The sequence below is a fragment of the Lacinutrix sp. MEBiC02595 genome (genome assembly GCF_053601555.1).
Genome location: NZ_JBSHNU010000201.1, coordinates 69,801 through 85,324, shown reverse-complemented (window position 1 = coordinate 85,324; position 15,524 = coordinate 69,801). Strand labels below are relative to the sequence as shown.

The following is a 15,524-nucleotide window of genomic DNA, read 5'->3' as shown; positions in this document are numbered from 1 at the left end:
GAAAATGATGCAAAAAATATTCACTTTCCTTGTTACTGCAATTCTATTTGTAAGTTGTATGTCTGCTCAAAAACAAAACGTAAAACCTACTAAAGAACCTACCATTGTACATAAAACGGAAACTGTTATAACCGTAGATGGCAATCCTACCGAGGCTATTTGGAAAACTACTAAATGGCACCCAATAGATCAGAAATGGTTTGGAGATACCTATTCGGAAGACGATTTCAAAGGACAATACAAACTAACTTGGGATACAAATGCACTTTACGTATTACTAGAAATACAAGACGATATACTTAATGCGCAACATAAAGATCCATTAAAATTATGGTGGGACAACGATTGTGTGGAAGTCTTTATAGATGAAGATAATAGCGGAGGTGAACATCAATACAACCATAATGCATTTGCATATCATGTAGCATTAGATGGTAATGTGGTAGATATGGCTCCAGGTAAAATACCAACACTTTACAACAATCATGTAGCATCTAAGCGTATTACCAATGGCAGCATTTCTATTTGGGAACTTAAAATCAGTCTTTATGATGATAGCTTTGTCGATGGTAAACAAAACATCCCTGTTGCTTTAAAAGCAAATAAAAACATCGGTTTTGCTATTGCATACTGCGATAACGACACAAGCAAAAGACGTGAAAACTTTATAGGTTCTGAAGTTATAGAAGGAGAAGATAAAAACAGAGGATGGATAGATGCTTCCGTTTTCGGAACTTTAATATTAAAAGAAGAAAAATGAACAGTAGAAAATAAATACTGCTTCTAACGATACCTTTAATTAGATTTCAAAAAGTCGTTTCAGAAATGAAACGGCTTTTTTATTTTCCTTATTTTAGAGCAAAATTAAACGTATGAAAAATCTATTAGTTGTAATCACTTGTTTTCTAGTAACTTCTTGTTTCTCTCAAAAAAAAGAAGGTTTATTTAAAGCCAAAAATAATTTCACAAAACAAGATACTTTAAGAGGAAGCATCACGCCAGAACGTGCATGGTGGGATTTAACATACTATCATTTAGACATAAAAGTAAATCCTGACGAAAAAACTATTGGTGGAAAAAACACCATTCAGTATACTGTTTTAAAAGAAAATAACATCCTGCAAGTAGATTTGCAAACTCCTTTACAAATTACAAAAGTAACACAAAATGAGGAAGAGTTGGAAGTTAAACACGTTGGTAATGCACATTTTGTAACGTTAAAAAAGAAACAAAATATTGGCGATATAAATGCCATTGATGTGTACTACGAAGGAACTCCTAAAGAAGCGGTTCGTGCACCTTGGGATGGTGGTTTTTCTTGGAAAAAAGACAATAATGGAAACCACTTTATAGCAACTTCTTGCCAAGGATTGGGTGCTAGCGTATGGTGGCCAAATAAAGACCATATGTATGACGAGGTAGATAGTATGGATATTAGCGTAACAATCCCGAAAGGTTTAATGAATGTTTCTAACGGAAGACTTAAAAGTATTGTAGATAATAAAGATGAAACCATTACCACCAATTGGCATGTTGCAAACCCAATTAATAATTATGGCGTAAATGTGAACATTGGAGATTATGTGCATTTTTCGGAAGTATATCCTGGAGAAAAAGGAAATCTAGATATGAATTACTATGTACTGCGTGATAATTTAGAAAAGGCTAAAGTTCATTTTAAAGATGCTCCCAAAATGATGGAAGCTTTTGAGCATTGGTTTGGTCCTTATCCTTTTTATGAAGATGGTTACAAATTAGTAGAAGTGCCTTATTTAGGTATGGAACACCAAAGTTCTGTAACCTACGGAAATAAATATAAGAAAGGCTATTTAGGTAAAGATTTATCAGGAACTGGCGAAGGCTTAAAATTCGATTTTATTATCATTCATGAATCTGGCCACGAGTGGTTTGCTAATAATATTACAGACAAAGACATTGCAGATATGTGGATTCACGAAAGCTTTACTAATTATTCTGAAAATCTATTTTTAGATTATTACTATGGAAAAGAATCTTCCGCAAAATATGTCATAGGAACACGTAAAGGGATTAGAAATAAGAACCCAATAATTGGTGTGTACAATGTAAACCATGAAGGTTCTGGTGATATGTACAACAAAGGTGGAAATATGCTACATACCCTGCGTCAACTTATTGAAGACGATGAAAAATGGCGACAAATTCTACGTGGATTAAACAAAACATTCTACCACCAAACGGTTACTACATCACAAATTGAAAATTATATTAGTGAACAATGCGGAATAGATTTAACTGCATTTTTCAATCAATATTTAAGAGATATACGAATTCCTACATTAGAATATAAAATTAAAAATAATCAGCTAAAATATAGATGGACGAATATTGTTGCAGACTTTGATATGCCAATTCAAGTAACGATAGATGGTAAAGAACAATGGATTTTCCCGAATAGCGCATGGAAAGAAATGGCTATTAAAAATAAAGATATTCAAGTAGATGAAGATTTCTATATAGAATCCGTTAAACTTTAATGGCTATGGAATTAGCTGAATTGTATTTTAAATCGGATAATGAATGGCGAGAATGGCTGCATATTAATCATGATAGTGATAACGGCATCTACCTCATTTTTTACAAAGTAGATCACAAAAACGAAAGTATGCGTTGGGAAGAAGCCGTGCGAGTTGCGCTTTGTTATGGTTGGATAGATTCTACAGTAAAAAGTTTAGGAGATGGAAAACGCAGACAATACTTCTGTAAAAGAAACCCGAAAAGTATATGGAGCGCATTAAACAAAAGGCATATTAAAGCGTTAATTGCTGAAGAATTAATGCATCCAAAAGGTTTAGAAATTATAAATATTGGGAAGAAAAACGGAAGTTGGACCGCTTTAGATGCTGTTGAAAAAGGAATCATTCCCGAAGCATTACAACTTGCCTTCAACAAAAAACCAAAAGCTTTTGAAAATTATAACAACTTCGCTCCTTCTTATAAAAAACATTATTTGTATTGGTTACACAGTGCCAAACGGGAAGCTACAAAACAAAAAAGAATCGCAGAGATTATAAAACTCTGCGATGCTAATATTAAATCTCGGGATACTTGGTAAGCTTACAAACCACTTATAAAATTACCATAAGGATCTTTAAACTGAATCCCTTCTGTAAAGCGATGTTTACTTAATTGTTTATATTCGACCAAGGCCCAAAGCACAAATTCTTTTATAAAATAACTTTCTTCTTTAGAAATTTTTGGTTGGTATTCTCCTAATAAATCATCCAAAGGAGAAACGGCATCTAATAGATCATAGTATTCTTTATCACGTAAATTGTCTAATAATTCAAATCCTTCGGAAGTATTGAAAAACCAAGATACAATAGCATCATACGGACTTTCATCTCCTTCTTTTCTAAGTTTTTCAATCTCTGGAAAAAATTCTGGGAATAAGCTTTTTACTGCTTCTCCTATTAAATTATAAGCTACTTGTGCTGCGCCTTCCTGCTCTCCTTCATACACCAATTCTACTTTTCCAGTAATTGCGGGAATGATTCCTAAAAAGTCGGATAAACGAATGGTTGTTTTTTCATCTCCTGATTTTAATGCACGTAATTCTGCTGTACTTAATAAGTTTTCAAAAGCAGTAATACTTAAGCGTGCACTAACGCCACTTTTTTCGTCTATAAAATCACTTTCACGTGCTTCAAATACGATTTGCTCTAACAAGTCTTTGGCTAATTCTGGTACGTAAATACTTTCCTTTTGTCTTGCATCCGATTTAGCTTCTTGCTCTGTAATTTTTTTCGCTGTTTCAATATCTGTTGGATAATGTGTTAATATTTGCGAACCAATTCTATCTTTTAAAGGCGTTACAATACTTCCTCTATTGGTATAATCTTCTGGGTTTGCAGTAAATATAAATTGCATATCTAATGGTAAACGTAATTTGAATCCACGAATCTGAATATCGCCTTCTTGCAAAATATTAAATAAAGCCACTTGAATTCTTGCTTGTAAATCTGGTAACTCATTAATAACAAAAATACAACGGTTTGCTCTTGGAATCATGCCGTAGTGAATCACGCGATCATCGGCATAACTCAACTTTAAATTCGCTGCTTTTATTGGGTCTACATCACCAATAAGATCTGCAACCGTTACATCTGGAGTTGCTAACTTCTCTGCGAAACGTTCGCTTCTATGCATCCAAGTAATTGGTGTATTATCTCCTTTCTCCTTGATCAATTCTATAGCATAACGAGAAATTGGTTGCAACGGATCATCATTTATTTCCGAACCTTCCACAACCGGAATATACTCGTCTAATAAATTCAGCATTAAACGTGCTAAACGTGTTTTCGCTTGTCCGCGTAATCCTAAAAAATTAATATTATGGCGGGATAAAATAGCACGTTCTAATTCTGGAATCACGGTATTTTCATACCCATGAACACCTTCAAAAACGGTGGTTTTATTCTTTATTTTTTCAATTAAATTATCTCTTAATTCGTCTTTAATCGATCTGCTTTTATATCCAGCGTTTTTTAATGCACCTAAAGTATGTATTGTTTCTATTTTCATATAAAGTTTGCTTTTGGCTATTAGCTTTTGGCCTTTAGCGCTTACTCTTTTGTTTTTCATTAACAGCTAACAGCCAATAGCTAATAGCTTTTTTAGTTATCCTTTAATTCGTTTCTTCCTATTCGTTTCATAATCTTCAAAAATCATTTCCCCTAAACCTTTCAGACCTGTGTAAAATGCTTTTCCTTGATTGGCATGCGTAAATTCTTCCACAAATTGCATTAAATAAGGATCTTGAGCAATCATAAAAGTGGTAATAGGAATATGTAATTTTCGGGCTTGTTGCGCTTGGGCATAACATTTATTGGTGATATACGGGTTTAATCCGTTACTATCCTTGTAATACGTACCGTCCGGCATACGTAAACAGCTTGGCTTTCCATCGGTTATCATAAAAATCTGCTTGTTGGTATTTCGTTTTCTTCGTAATAAATCCATTGCTAATTTTAATCCTGCAACGGTATTTGTATGATACGGACCAACATTTAAGTAGGGCAAATCTTTAATTTTAATTGGCCAAGCATCGTTTCCAAAAACTAAAATATCTAAAGTATCTTTTGGATATCGCGTAGTAATTAATTCGGCTAAAGCCATAGCAACTTTTTTGGCCGGTGTAATTCTATCCTCACCATACAAAATCATAGAGTGACTAATATCTATCATTAACACGGTACTCATTTGCGATTTATGTGTGGTTTCTTCTACCACCAAATCATCTTCGGTTAAATTAAAATCGCCAATTCCATGATTAATTTGTGCATTGCGTAAACTTTCGGTCATAGACACTTTGTCTAAGCTATCCCCAAACTGGTAATTTCTAAAATCGCCAGTATGCTCATCTCCTATTCCGGCGCCTTTACTTTTATGGTTTCCAGCACCGCTTCGTTTAATGTTTCCAAAAATCTGATCTAATGCAGATTGCCTAATAGCACGTTCTGTTTTTGCAGTAATTGCATTACCTTTCTTTCCGTCGGGTTTAATCTCTTCACGTATATAACCTTTGTCTTTAAGATCTTCAATAAAATCGTCAATGGTATATTCAGCAGTCGTTAACTCATATTCTTTGTCTAATTCACGAAGCCAACTTATAGCTTCGTCAAAATCTCCAGAAGTATGCGTAATTAACTCTTTAAATACATCAAAAAGTTTTTCGAAAGGCGTTTGTGAAGGTGCTTCGTAGGTTTTAAATACAAAGCCTTTTTTGTGAATACTTTCTTTTTTCATAGCAGTATAAAAATACAACTATTTCAATATAATTTTATCTATTTTCGATAAAACTATTCTACTTTTTTTAAAGCTTCTAGATTTTCAATTTTTATTTGTTTCCCAGATGTAGAAATTAATCCTTCTTTTTTAAATTGTGATAAAATACGGATTGCAGATTCTGTAGCAGTACCAACAATACTCGCATAATCTTCTCGAGAAAGTAAAACATTTAAATAGCCGGCATCATCGCTTCCAAAAGTATTTTCTACATAAATTAAAGATTGCGCAAGACGTTGTTTTACAGTCTTTTGCGCCATATTAATTAAATCCTCTTCTGCCCCTTTTAAATCTTTAGCAAGACGCTGTAAAACATCAAAAGAAAATTTATGGTTTTCGTGAAGACTAGATACTATTTGATCTTTAGGTACATAGCATAATTCTATATCATTTAATGCTATTGCACTCAAATTAGTGCGTTCGTCACTGATTATAGAACGTTGCCCTAAAAGCTCTCCCTTCCCTAATAACTTCACAGTATGATCCTTACCGTTAGCACTTAATTTTGTCAATTTACACACGCCATCTCTTACACAATAAACACCATGTAAGGTTTCTCCTTCATCAAAAATAACATCACCTTTTTTATAAAACCTAGTTGTTTTACAGGCAGACACTTTTTTTAATTCTTCTTTAGTTAAAGAATTCATAGAATTTAATTGTCGTGCAATACAGCTTTCACATCTACTCATACCTAAAATTTATTGTTTTGTAAAGTTACTTAAAACATGACAAATATCATATTTTAAAAGCACATGTTTTGTAACCTTTGTTACAGGTATAAATGAGCAAATATTATGGACAAGACTTCTTGTTTTCATTGCGGAGATGATTGCAATTCTTCCATTATAAAATTCGACGAAAAGTCGTTTTGTTGTAATGGATGCAAAACGGTATATGAGATTTTCTCGGAAAATGATTTAACCTGTTACTACGATATGCAAGCTTCTCCAGGAGCAGTCCCGAAGGAGATTCAAGGTAAATATGATTTCCTTTCTCAAGAAAACATCATTGAAAAACTAACAGAGTTTAGGGATGGAAACACCCAAATTGTTACGCTTTATATTCCGCATATTCATTGTAGTTCTTGTATTTGGATTTTAGAAAATGGTAACAAATTAAATCCAGGAATCTCATCATCACAAGTTAATTTTGGTAAAAAGACGGTTCGTGTTACTTACAATTCCGATAAAACTTCCCTTAAAGAAATTGTAATCCTTTTAAGTAGTATTGGTTATGAACCTTATATTTCTTTAGACGATTTTAAAACAGGAAAAGAACATATCAACAGAAGCCTTATTTATAAGTTAGGAATTGCAGGCTTTGCCTTTGGTAATGTCATGTTTCTATCGTTTCCAGAGTATTTTGAAGTTGGCGAATTTTGGTTAGAACAATACAAACATTTGTTTCGTTGGCTCATGTTTGCTTTTTCACTTCCTGTGGTTTTTTATGCCGCACAAGATTATTTTGTTTCGGCTTACAAAGGGTTACGCGCAAATATTTTAAATATAGATGTACCAATTGCTCTGGGAATTGCAGTGCTTTTTATTAGAAGTACTGCCGAAATTATTTTCGATTTAGGTTCCGGATTTTTCGATAGTTTAACCGGTTTGGTATTCTTTTTATTACTCGGAAAATTCTTTCAGCAAAAAACATATGCATTCCTTTCGTTTGAGCGAGATTACAAATCGTATTTTCCAATTGCAGTAACTAAAATTTCTTTGGAAGCTGGTGAAACTCCAATTCAAGTGTATGAAATTAAAAAAGGAGATAGACTCCTTATTAGAAATGAAGAATTAATCCCTGTAGACGGTATCCTTATTAACGGAAAAGCAAGAATAGACTACAGTTTTGTGACTGGTGAATCAGAAAACATTCGTAAAAATTCTGGCGACAAACTTTTTGCTGGAGGAAAACAGACTTCAGGAGTTATAGAAATGGAAGCCTTAAAATCTGTGGAACAAAGTTACCTCACACAATTATGGAGTAACGATGTATTCAGTAAAAACAAAGAAGATGGCTTTACCACATTAACCAACAAAATAAGTAAACAATTTACCATTGCTGTTTTAAGTATTGCCATAATAGCGACCACTTTTTGGCTATTTGTAGATGCTACCAAAGCCATGAATGTATTCACCGCAGTACTAATTATTGCTTGTCCGTGTGCCATTGCGCTCTCTGCTCCTTTTACCTTCGGAAATTTGCTTCGTATCTTTGGAAAACAGAAATTCTATGTGAAAAATGCTTCTGTTATTGAACAATTAGCAGCAATAGATACTATTATTTTTGACAAAACAGGAACGATTACTTCTAACAAACAAAGTACTGCAACGTATGAAGGGGAAATACTTTCTACTTCCGAAGAAACACTACTAAAAAACACCCTGCGAGGTTCTAATCATCCATTAAGTAGAACACTTTATGATATTTTAGATGAAAATAATATCATCACATTAAACCATTTTGAAGAACATTTAGGAAAAGGTATTGAAGCTTCGCATAATAAAGAGAATATAAAAATTGGTTCTGCTAGTTTTGTAGGTTCTGCGGAAGCTTCCGTTTTAAATACAGCAGTTCATATTAGTACAAATAATAAATATAAAGGAAAATACACTTTTTATAATAGCTATAGAAAAGGACTTTCGAAACTATTTAACAAACTAAAAAAACAATACGATTTGGTAATTCTTTCTGGGGATAATGAAGGCGAATTTGAAAATCTAAAAAAATTACTTCCAACCAAAACGAAGTTGATTTTTAACCAGAAACCAGAAGATAAGTTAGAATATATAAAATACCATCAAAGCGAAGGAGCAAAAGTACTTATGATTGGTGATGGTTTAAATGATGCAGGAGCTCTAGCACAAAGTAATGTTGGTATTGCACTCTCAGAAAACGTGAATGTATTTTCTCCTGCTTGCGATGCTATTTTGGACGCTTCCAAATTCAATCAATTATACAAATACATTAAAACCTCAAAAAGTGCTATAAAAATTATTAAATGGAGTTTTGCACTTTCATTTGTTTATAACGTAATTGGTTTGTACTTTGCAGTAACCGGACAATTAGCACCAGTTGTTGCAGCAATTTTAATGCCTTTAAGTTCTATTAGCATTGTAGTTTTTACCACAATAGCAACAAACCTTTTAGGTAGAAAATTGAACTAAAAACTATTTCGCGGAGATACTCAAAGTTTACCCATAGATTCTCAGAAAAAATAAAAAAAGATGCTTGTATCCATCGAAAAAAACTTAAATAATTATCACGCCTGAGTGAGATAATTAAATGGAAATTATTTCCCAAATATGATAAAAATCATGTTTTAAGAAAGGCAACCAACGTAATTTTGAACCATAACTTCAAATAGGTATGAGTGTTATTTATATTTTATTGACTATCAGCATTATAGTTGCAATCGGTTTTTTTGCGGCTTTTATCTATGCTGTAAAAAGTGGTCAATTTGACGATAGCTATACGCCATCTGTTAGAATGCTTTTTGAAGACGAACTGGTTAAAGAGAAACCAAAACCAACTATAAAAACTAAAAAGACTAATTAATTATTATGGAAAAAGAACAATTCTACTACGATAACAAGATCGTTAAAAATTTCCTTTACGCTACTATTCTCTGGGGAGTTGTAGGAATGACTGTCGGCTTAATGCTTGCTTTCCTTTTCATTTTCCCAAATTACACAGAAGGCATTTCTTGGTTAAGCTTTGGTCGTTTAAGACCATTACATACCAACGCAGTAATCTTTGCCTTTGTTGGTAATGCTATTTTTGCCGGTGTTTATTATTCTACACAACGTCTTCTTAAAGCGAGAATGTTTAGTGATTTACTAAGTAAAATTAATTTTTGGGGTTGGCAATTAATGATTGTTGGCGCTGCAATAACACTTCCTTTAGGGTACACCACATCTAAAGAATATGCAGAATTAGAGTGGCCTTTTGATATTCTAATTGCTGTAATTTGGGTGGTATTTGGAATCAATTTAATTGGTACCATGATTAAAAGAAGACAACGTCATTTATACGTTGCTATTTGGTTTTACATCGCCACTTTTGTAACGGTTGCTGTATTGCACATTTTTAATAGTTTAGAACTTCCAGTTAGTGCTATGAAAAGTTATTCTGTGTATGCAGGAGTTCAAGATGCATTAGTACAATGGTGGTATGGTCATAATGCCGTAGCATTCTTTTTAACAACACCTTTCTTAGGATTGATGTATTATTTTGTACCTAAAGCTGCAAACAGACCTGTGTATTCCTATAGACTTTCTATCATTCACTTCTGGTCTTTAATATTTATTTATATTTGGGCTGGACCACACCATTTACTATATACCGCATTACCAGAATGGGCACAAAATCTTGGTGTAGCATTTTCGGTTATGTTATTAATGCCTTCTTGGGGAGGAATGATAAACGGACTACTAACACTTCGTGGTGCTTGGGATAAAGTACGTACTGATCCTGTTTTAAAATTTATGGTGGTTGCTCTTACTGGTTATGGTATGGCAACTTTTGAAGGGCCTTTACTTTCCCTTAAAAATGTAAATGCCATTGGTCACTTTACCGATTGGATTATTGCGCACGTACACGTTGGTGCTTTAGCTTGGAATGGTTTCTTAGCCTTTGGTATGATCTATTATTTAGTGCCTAGATTATTTAAAACGAAGTTATATTCTATCGGACTTGCTAACTTGCATTTCTGGATTGGTACTTTAGGAATTATATTTTACGCGTTACCTCTTTACGTTGCTGGATTTACACAAGCAAGTATGTGGAAACAGTTTAATCCAGACGGGACTTTAATGTATGGTAACTTCTTAGAAACCGTTACCGAAATTATGCCAATGTACTACATGCGTGCTGTTGGTGGAACGCTATATATTGCAGGAATGTTAATTCTTGTGTATAACGTTTATATTACAATAAGACAAGGAAGTAAAGTAGAAGACGAATTAGCGGAAGCTCCTGCATTACAACATGTTTCTAAAAAACGTACTGCTGGCGAAGGATGGCATACGTGGTTAGAACGTAAGCCTATTAAATTAACTATTGGTGCAACTATTGCTATTTTAATTGGAGGTATTGTACAAATAGTACCAACTATCATGGTAAAATCTAATATACCAACTATTGCAAGTGTAAAACCTTACACGCCTTTAGAATTAGAAGGTCGTGATATTTACATTCGTGAAGGTTGTGTTGGATGTCACTCACAAATGATTCGTCCGTTTAGAAGTGAAGTAGAACGTTACGGAGAATACTCGAAAGCAGGAGAATATGTTTACGATCATCCATTCTTATGGGGATCTAAAAGAACTGGTCCAGATTTACATCGAATTGGAGGGAAATATTCAGACAACTGGCACTTAAACCACATGTATGATCCACAAAGTACGTCATCTGGTTCTATTATGCCATCGTATAAATGGATTGTTAGAGATGAACTAGACAAATCACTTACAGAGAAGAAAATGAAAGCAATGGTTTCTTTAGGTGTTCCTTATTCAGAAGAAGAAATTACTAATGCACAGCAAGCCATGTTAGAGCAAGGTACGCGAATTGAAAAAAATCTATATGCAGATCCTGATTTTGCGGAAACTTACGAAGCAGATAAAGCCGCTGGAGGTGCAGAATTTATAGAAATGCGTAATCGTGAAATTGTAGCTGTTATCGCTTATTTACAACGTTTAGGTACCGATATAAAAGTGAAAGATTTAGAAACCACTCAAAACTAGAATTATGCTAAAGTTTGCAAAAAATTATATGGACAGTATTTCTGGAATAGAAATATACCCAATCATATCCTTACTTATATTCTTCAGTTTTTTTGTAGTCCTATTTTTATGGGTATTTACAGCAAAAAAAGAATATATAGAAAGTGTAAGCAATTTACCATTAGATAACCAAAACCAATCCGAACTATGAGAAATTTATTTCCGTCATGGCTAAAAATACCAGTCCTATTTTTTATCATTGTAGGCATTGTAGAATACTTTGTCGATTCTGGTACTAAACCAGCTTTTATTGAGAAGCCAATCATCATGGTATTCTTACTACTTGTATTACTTATATTAATTGCTACAGAAGCTATTGTAGGTTCTATGGACAATATTCTGTATCAAAGTTTAGATGCAGAAGGGAAAGCGAGATATGATGCATCACAAGTAAAAACATCCAAACTAGTTACTTGGGTAAATAAAACCTATACCAAATTACTAGGTGCTAAACCAATTCAAGAAGAACATGAAATTATTCTAGACCATAATTATGATGGTATTAAAGAACTAGATAATGATCTTCCGCCATGGTGGATTTACAGTTTCTATGCTTCCATAATATTTGCGGTTGTATACTTTGCTAGATTCGAAATTTTTAATGGTGATAACCAGTATATGGAATTAGAAGCGGAATATGCACAGGCAAAAATTGATATTGAAGAATACAAAAAAACAGCAAAAGATTTAGTCGATTTTAATACTGTTGAATTGTTAACGGATGCTTCCGATTTAAGTAATGGTAAAAAAATATTTTCCGAAAACTGTGTTGCTTGTCATAAAGCAGATGGTGGCGGTGGAATTGGACCAAACCTTACAGACAAACACTGGATTTTAGGTGGTGGAATTAAAAATGTATTTCGAACGGTTACAGAAGGTGGACGTGATGGTAAAGGAATGATTGCTTGGAAACAAAGTTTAAAACCTGCCGAAATTGCGCAAGTAGCAAGTTATGTATTACAATTTCAAGGAACAACACCTGCCGAACCAAAACCTGCTGAAGGGGATATTTGGGAAGAAACTACAAAAGAATAAAATACTTGGATCAAAACCTGTCCGACTTTAAAAATCAGACAGGTTTAAATAAAATAGATTTTGGAAACACCAGAAAACGAATCTTTTAGAGACACCATTGGAACCATTAATGAAGAAGGTGGTCGTGCTTGGGTATACCCCAAAAAACCTAGTGGGAAATATTATAACAAACGAAAAATAGTTAGCTACGGTTTACTTATTTTTCTTATTGCTGCTCCTTTTATCAAAATTAATGGCAACCAGTTTTTACTGTTTAATATTTTAGAACGTCGCTTCAATATTTTTGGTTTACCATTTTGGCCACAAGACTTTTACTTATTTGTAATGTCTATGCTAATAGGTATTGTGTTTATCGCTTTATTTACAGTGAGTTTCGGACGTGTTTTTTGTGGTTGGATTTGCCCACAAACCATTTTTATGGAAATGGTTTTTAGACGTATTGAATATTGGATTGATGGCGATAGAAACAAACAACGTAAACTTGATAAACAAGAATGGAATGCCGAAAAAATCAGAAAACGCCTTCTAAAATGGTTTGTATTTTTAGTAATCTCCTTTATTATCGCCAATGTCTTTTTAGCCTATTTAATAGGAAGTGATAAGCTTATAAAATATATAACGGGAAATCCATTAGACCATTTAGGTACTCTTTTTCCGCTTATTATTTTTACTGCTGTCTTCTATTTTGTTTTCGCTTGGTTTAGAGAACAAGTATGTATTATTGCTTGTCCGTATGGTAGATTACAAAGTGTGTTATTAGATAACAAATCTATAGTAGTTGCTTATGATCATAAACGTGGTGAAGGAGAAAATGGTCGTAAAAAATTCAGAAAAAACGAAGATAGAGAAGCTTTAGGACATGGAGATTGTATTGATTGTATGCAGTGTGTTAATGTTTGTCCGACAGGTATTGACATTAGAAATGGTACGCAATTAGAATGTGTAAACTGTACTGCTTGTATTGATGAATGTGATCATATTATGGAAAGCATCGACCTTCCAAAAGGATTAATTCGATTTGCTTCTGAAGATGAAATAGAAAAGAAAGAAAAATTCAAAATTACTGCAAGAATGAAAGGATACATTGCTGTTCTTACTATTCTTACTGGTATGTTATGCGGAATGCTGCTTTTAAGAAATGATGTAGAAGCTACTGTTTTAAGACTTCCAGGGCAATTATTTGAGCATAAAGGAGAAAATATAATAAGTAACGTTTTCACCTTTAAACTTGTAAATAAAACAACGAAGGATATTGAAAACATAAAATTCAAACTTAGAAAACAAGAAGGGGAAATAAAAATGGTTTCCACTGCTGCTAATTTTGAAGTTCCTGCACAAGGTTTAGCAGAAGGAACCTTATTTATTGAAATTGACAAAAGTAAGTTGAAAGGAGACAAAAGTAAACTTATGATTGAGGTGTATAGTGGTGATGAAATGATTGAAACCACTACTGTAAACTTTTTAGGGCCAAGAAGTTATAAGTAAAAAAAGTTTTTTTGGTTCCTGAAGCGCATTAAGGATTGAGCAATCTGTTTGAGCTCCTTGAAAAGAGCGAGTTGTGAAAGCCTGACCTGAAGTAAAACGGAAGGTAATGCCCAAAAACAAAATAACGTTTAATTAATAAAAGGAGATTCCTGCCTTCGTGGGAAGTTGAGATATGAAAATAAATTGGGGAACAGGAATCGTAATCGCATTTGTAGCGTTTATTAGCTTTATCATGTATTTCATTATCACTATGATGACAGATAGTACATACGACCATGATTTAGTTGTTGAAGATTACTACCAGCAAGAACTACAATTTCAAAACGAGATCAATAAAGAAACAAACGCTCAAAACTTAACAGAAAATATCTCTTATAAAAAAACAGCCGAAGGTGTTATTATTCTATTCCCAGAAAACCTTCCTATAGAAAATATTACAGGTAAAGTGTTCCTATATAGACCATCTAATAAACAATTTGATTTTGAAATTCCAATTTCATTATCAAACCACAATTTGCTCATACCTGACAAACGTTTGTTAGATGGTCGTTGGAACATTAAAGTAGATTGGCAATATAACGGAAAAAACTATCTCTACAAAAAAGAGATCCTTTACTAAAACAATAAATATGCTTTGGTCTGCACTCATTTTTGGATTACTAGGAAGCTTCCATTGTGTTGGAATGTGCGGTCCTATTGCATTTATGCTTCCTGTAGACCGCAGCAATTCCATAAAAAAAATAGCACAAATATTTACGTATCATATTGGTAGATTGTTAGCGTATTCGCTAATTGGTTTATTTTTTGGTTTGGTTGGAAAAAGTCTTTACATCTTTGGACTTCAGCAACAACTATCCATCTTCATTGGTATATTAATGATTGTTGTGGTTCTCATTCCTGTACAAACTTTCAATAAATACAATTTCTCAAAACCTATTTATAAAATAATATCTAAAGTAAAATCTTCTTTAGGTAAAGCATTAAAAAAGAAAACCGTAGACACCTTTTTAACCATTGGTTTTTTAAACGGTTTTTTACCTTGCGGATTAGTATACATGGCCGTTTTCGCTTCATTGGCAATGCCAAATGCATGGCAAGGAAGTTTGTATATGGCGCTGTTTGGTTTAGGTACCATCCCATTAATGACTTCCGCTATTTACTTAGGTAAATTTTTAAATACCCAAATGAAGCAACGTATTCAAAAAGGGATTCCTATTTTTGTAGTAATTATAGGATTATTATTTATTCTTCGTGGTTTAGGTTTAGGTATTCCCTACCTCTCTCCTGCTCCAATTGTAGATGTTGCATCTAGTGCAATAGATTGTCACTAAAGTAGTGGCTTTTGATAAAGCGTATTTCCTATTCCTATAAAAAACACAAAAATGCCCT

The 15,524-nt window shown here is 33.3% G+C and carries 14 protein-coding genes; 11 read left to right on the top strand and 3 right to left on the bottom strand.

Annotated features, from left to right (window positions below):
• Window positions 1-4 precede the first annotated feature (4 nt).
• The 3 genes from ACVCZW_RS06750 (at window position 5) to ACVCZW_RS06740 (ending at window position 3,094) form a co-directional block, all read left to right on the top strand.
• The gene (locus ACVCZW_RS06750) at window positions 5-760 is read left to right on the top strand and encodes a sugar-binding protein (protein WP_452231994.1); all 756 of its coding nucleotides are present in this window, start codon (window positions 5-7) and stop codon (window positions 758-760) included.
• A gap of 112 nt (window positions 761-872) precedes the next feature.
• Window positions 873-2,516 (top strand): M1 family metallopeptidase, encoded by a 1,644-nt coding sequence (locus ACVCZW_RS06745; RefSeq protein WP_452231993.1) that lies wholly within the window; start codon window positions 873-875, stop codon window positions 2,514-2,516.
• A gap of 5 nt (window positions 2,517-2,521) precedes the next feature.
• The gene (locus ACVCZW_RS06740) at window positions 2,522-3,094 is read left to right on the top strand and encodes a YdeI/OmpD-associated family protein (protein WP_452231992.1); all 573 of its coding nucleotides are present in this window, start codon (window positions 2,522-2,524) and stop codon (window positions 3,092-3,094) included.
• Between the two features lie 2 nt (window positions 3,095-3,096).
• Here the strand turns inward: ACVCZW_RS06740 and ACVCZW_RS06735 are convergent, their stop codons facing one another.
• The 3 genes from ACVCZW_RS06735 to ACVCZW_RS06725 form a co-directional block, all read right to left on the bottom strand.
• Window positions 3,097-4,563: a magnesium chelatase gene (locus ACVCZW_RS06735; protein WP_452231991.1), complete on the bottom strand. Its 1,467-nt coding sequence runs from the start codon at window positions 4,561-4,563 to the stop codon at window positions 3,097-3,099.
• A 96-nt stretch (window positions 4,564-4,659) separates the two neighbouring features.
• Window positions 4,660-5,787 carry a vWA domain-containing protein gene (locus ACVCZW_RS06730; protein WP_452229381.1) on the bottom strand — a complete coding sequence of 376 codons (1,128 nt, stop codon included), beginning with the start codon at window positions 5,785-5,787 and terminating at the stop codon, window positions 4,660-4,662.
• A 53-nt stretch (window positions 5,788-5,840) separates the two neighbouring features.
• Window positions 5,841-6,518, bottom strand: a complete 678-nt coding sequence (locus ACVCZW_RS06725; RefSeq protein WP_452229380.1) for a Crp/Fnr family transcriptional regulator — start codon at window positions 6,516-6,518, stop codon at window positions 5,841-5,843.
• A gap of 105 nt (window positions 6,519-6,623) precedes the next feature.
• Here ACVCZW_RS06725 and ACVCZW_RS06720 point away from each other — a divergent pair, with 105 nt between their 5' ends.
• The 8 genes from ACVCZW_RS06720 to ACVCZW_RS06685 all read left to right on the top strand — a co-directional run bounded on the left by ACVCZW_RS06720 (window position 6,624) and on the right by ACVCZW_RS06685 (window position 15,466).
• Complete coding sequence (locus ACVCZW_RS06720) at window positions 6,624-8,996, top strand: heavy metal translocating P-type ATPase (RefSeq protein ID WP_452231990.1); 2,373 nt, start codon at window positions 6,624-6,626, stop codon at window positions 8,994-8,996.
• A gap of 202 nt (window positions 8,997-9,198) precedes the next feature.
• On the top strand, window positions 9,199-9,387 hold the full coding sequence (gene ccoS / locus ACVCZW_RS06715) for a cbb3-type cytochrome oxidase assembly protein CcoS (protein WP_055442379.1): 189 nt from the start codon (window positions 9,199-9,201) through the stop codon (window positions 9,385-9,387).
• 5 nt (window positions 9,388-9,392) lie between these two features.
• On the top strand, window positions 9,393-11,576 hold the full coding sequence (ccoN, locus tag ACVCZW_RS06710; RefSeq protein WP_452231989.1) for a cytochrome-c oxidase, cbb3-type subunit I: 2,184 nt from the start codon (window positions 9,393-9,395) through the stop codon (window positions 11,574-11,576).
• A 4-nt stretch (window positions 11,577-11,580) separates the two neighbouring features.
• Window positions 11,581-11,766: a CcoQ/FixQ family Cbb3-type cytochrome c oxidase assembly chaperone gene (locus ACVCZW_RS06705; RefSeq protein WP_452229377.1), complete on the top strand. Its 186-nt coding sequence runs from the start codon at window positions 11,581-11,583 to the stop codon at window positions 11,764-11,766.
• Window positions 11,763-12,650 (top strand): cbb3-type cytochrome c oxidase N-terminal domain-containing protein, encoded by an 888-nt coding sequence (locus tag ACVCZW_RS06700; RefSeq protein WP_452229376.1) that lies wholly within the window; start codon window positions 11,763-11,765, stop codon window positions 12,648-12,650. Before ACVCZW_RS06705 ends, ACVCZW_RS06700 begins: the two co-directional genes overlap by 4 nt.
• Window positions 12,651-12,710: 60 nt before the next feature.
• Complete coding sequence (gene ccoG / locus ACVCZW_RS06695; RefSeq protein ID WP_452229375.1) at window positions 12,711-14,135, top strand: cytochrome c oxidase accessory protein CcoG; 1,425 nt, start codon at window positions 12,711-12,713, stop codon at window positions 14,133-14,135.
• A 172-nt stretch (window positions 14,136-14,307) separates the two neighbouring features.
• Window positions 14,308-14,754: a FixH family protein gene (locus tag ACVCZW_RS06690; RefSeq protein ID WP_452229374.1), complete on the top strand. Its 447-nt coding sequence runs from the start codon at window positions 14,308-14,310 to the stop codon at window positions 14,752-14,754.
• A 10-nt stretch (window positions 14,755-14,764) separates the two neighbouring features.
• Window positions 14,765-15,466 carry a sulfite exporter TauE/SafE family protein gene (locus ACVCZW_RS06685; protein WP_452229373.1) on the top strand — a complete coding sequence of 234 codons (702 nt, stop codon included), beginning with the start codon at window positions 14,765-14,767 and terminating at the stop codon, window positions 15,464-15,466.
• Window positions 15,467-15,524 lie beyond the last annotated feature (58 nt).

Excerpts from the sequence above, each read along its gene's own strand:
- ACVCZW_RS06750 (WP_452231994.1), top strand. The coding sequence starts at position 5 with ATGATGCAAAAAATATTCACTTTCCTTGTTACTGCAATTCTATTTGTA.
- ACVCZW_RS06745 (WP_452231993.1), top strand. The coding sequence starts at position 873 with ATGAAAAATCTATTAGTTGTAATCACTTGTTTTCTAGTAACTTCTTGT.
- ACVCZW_RS06740 (WP_452231992.1), top strand. The coding sequence starts at position 2,522 with ATGGAATTAGCTGAATTGTATTTTAAATCGGATAATGAATGGCGAGAA.
- ACVCZW_RS06735 (WP_452231991.1), bottom strand. The coding sequence starts at position 4,563 with ATGAAAATAGAAACAATACATACTTTAGGTGCATTAAAAAACGCTGGA.
- ACVCZW_RS06730 (WP_452229381.1), bottom strand. The coding sequence starts at position 5,787 with ATGAAAAAAGAAAGTATTCACAAAAAAGGCTTTGTATTTAAAACCTAC.
- ACVCZW_RS06725 (WP_452229380.1), bottom strand. The coding sequence starts at position 6,518 with ATGAGTAGATGTGAAAGCTGTATTGCACGACAATTAAATTCTATGAAT.
- ACVCZW_RS06720 (WP_452231990.1), top strand. The coding sequence starts at position 6,624 with ATGGACAAGACTTCTTGTTTTCATTGCGGAGATGATTGCAATTCTTCC.
- ccoS (WP_055442379.1), top strand. The coding sequence starts at position 9,199 with ATGAGTGTTATTTATATTTTATTGACTATCAGCATTATAGTTGCAATC.
- ccoN (WP_452231989.1), top strand. The coding sequence starts at position 9,393 with ATGGAAAAAGAACAATTCTACTACGATAACAAGATCGTTAAAAATTTC.
- ACVCZW_RS06705 (WP_452229377.1), top strand. The coding sequence starts at position 11,581 with ATGCTAAAGTTTGCAAAAAATTATATGGACAGTATTTCTGGAATAGAA.
- ACVCZW_RS06700 (WP_452229376.1), top strand. The coding sequence starts at position 11,763 with ATGAGAAATTTATTTCCGTCATGGCTAAAAATACCAGTCCTATTTTTT.
- ACVCZW_RS06690 (WP_452229374.1), top strand. The coding sequence starts at position 14,308 with ATGAAAATAAATTGGGGAACAGGAATCGTAATCGCATTTGTAGCGTTT.
- ACVCZW_RS06685 (WP_452229373.1), top strand. The coding sequence starts at position 14,765 with ATGCTTTGGTCTGCACTCATTTTTGGATTACTAGGAAGCTTCCATTGT.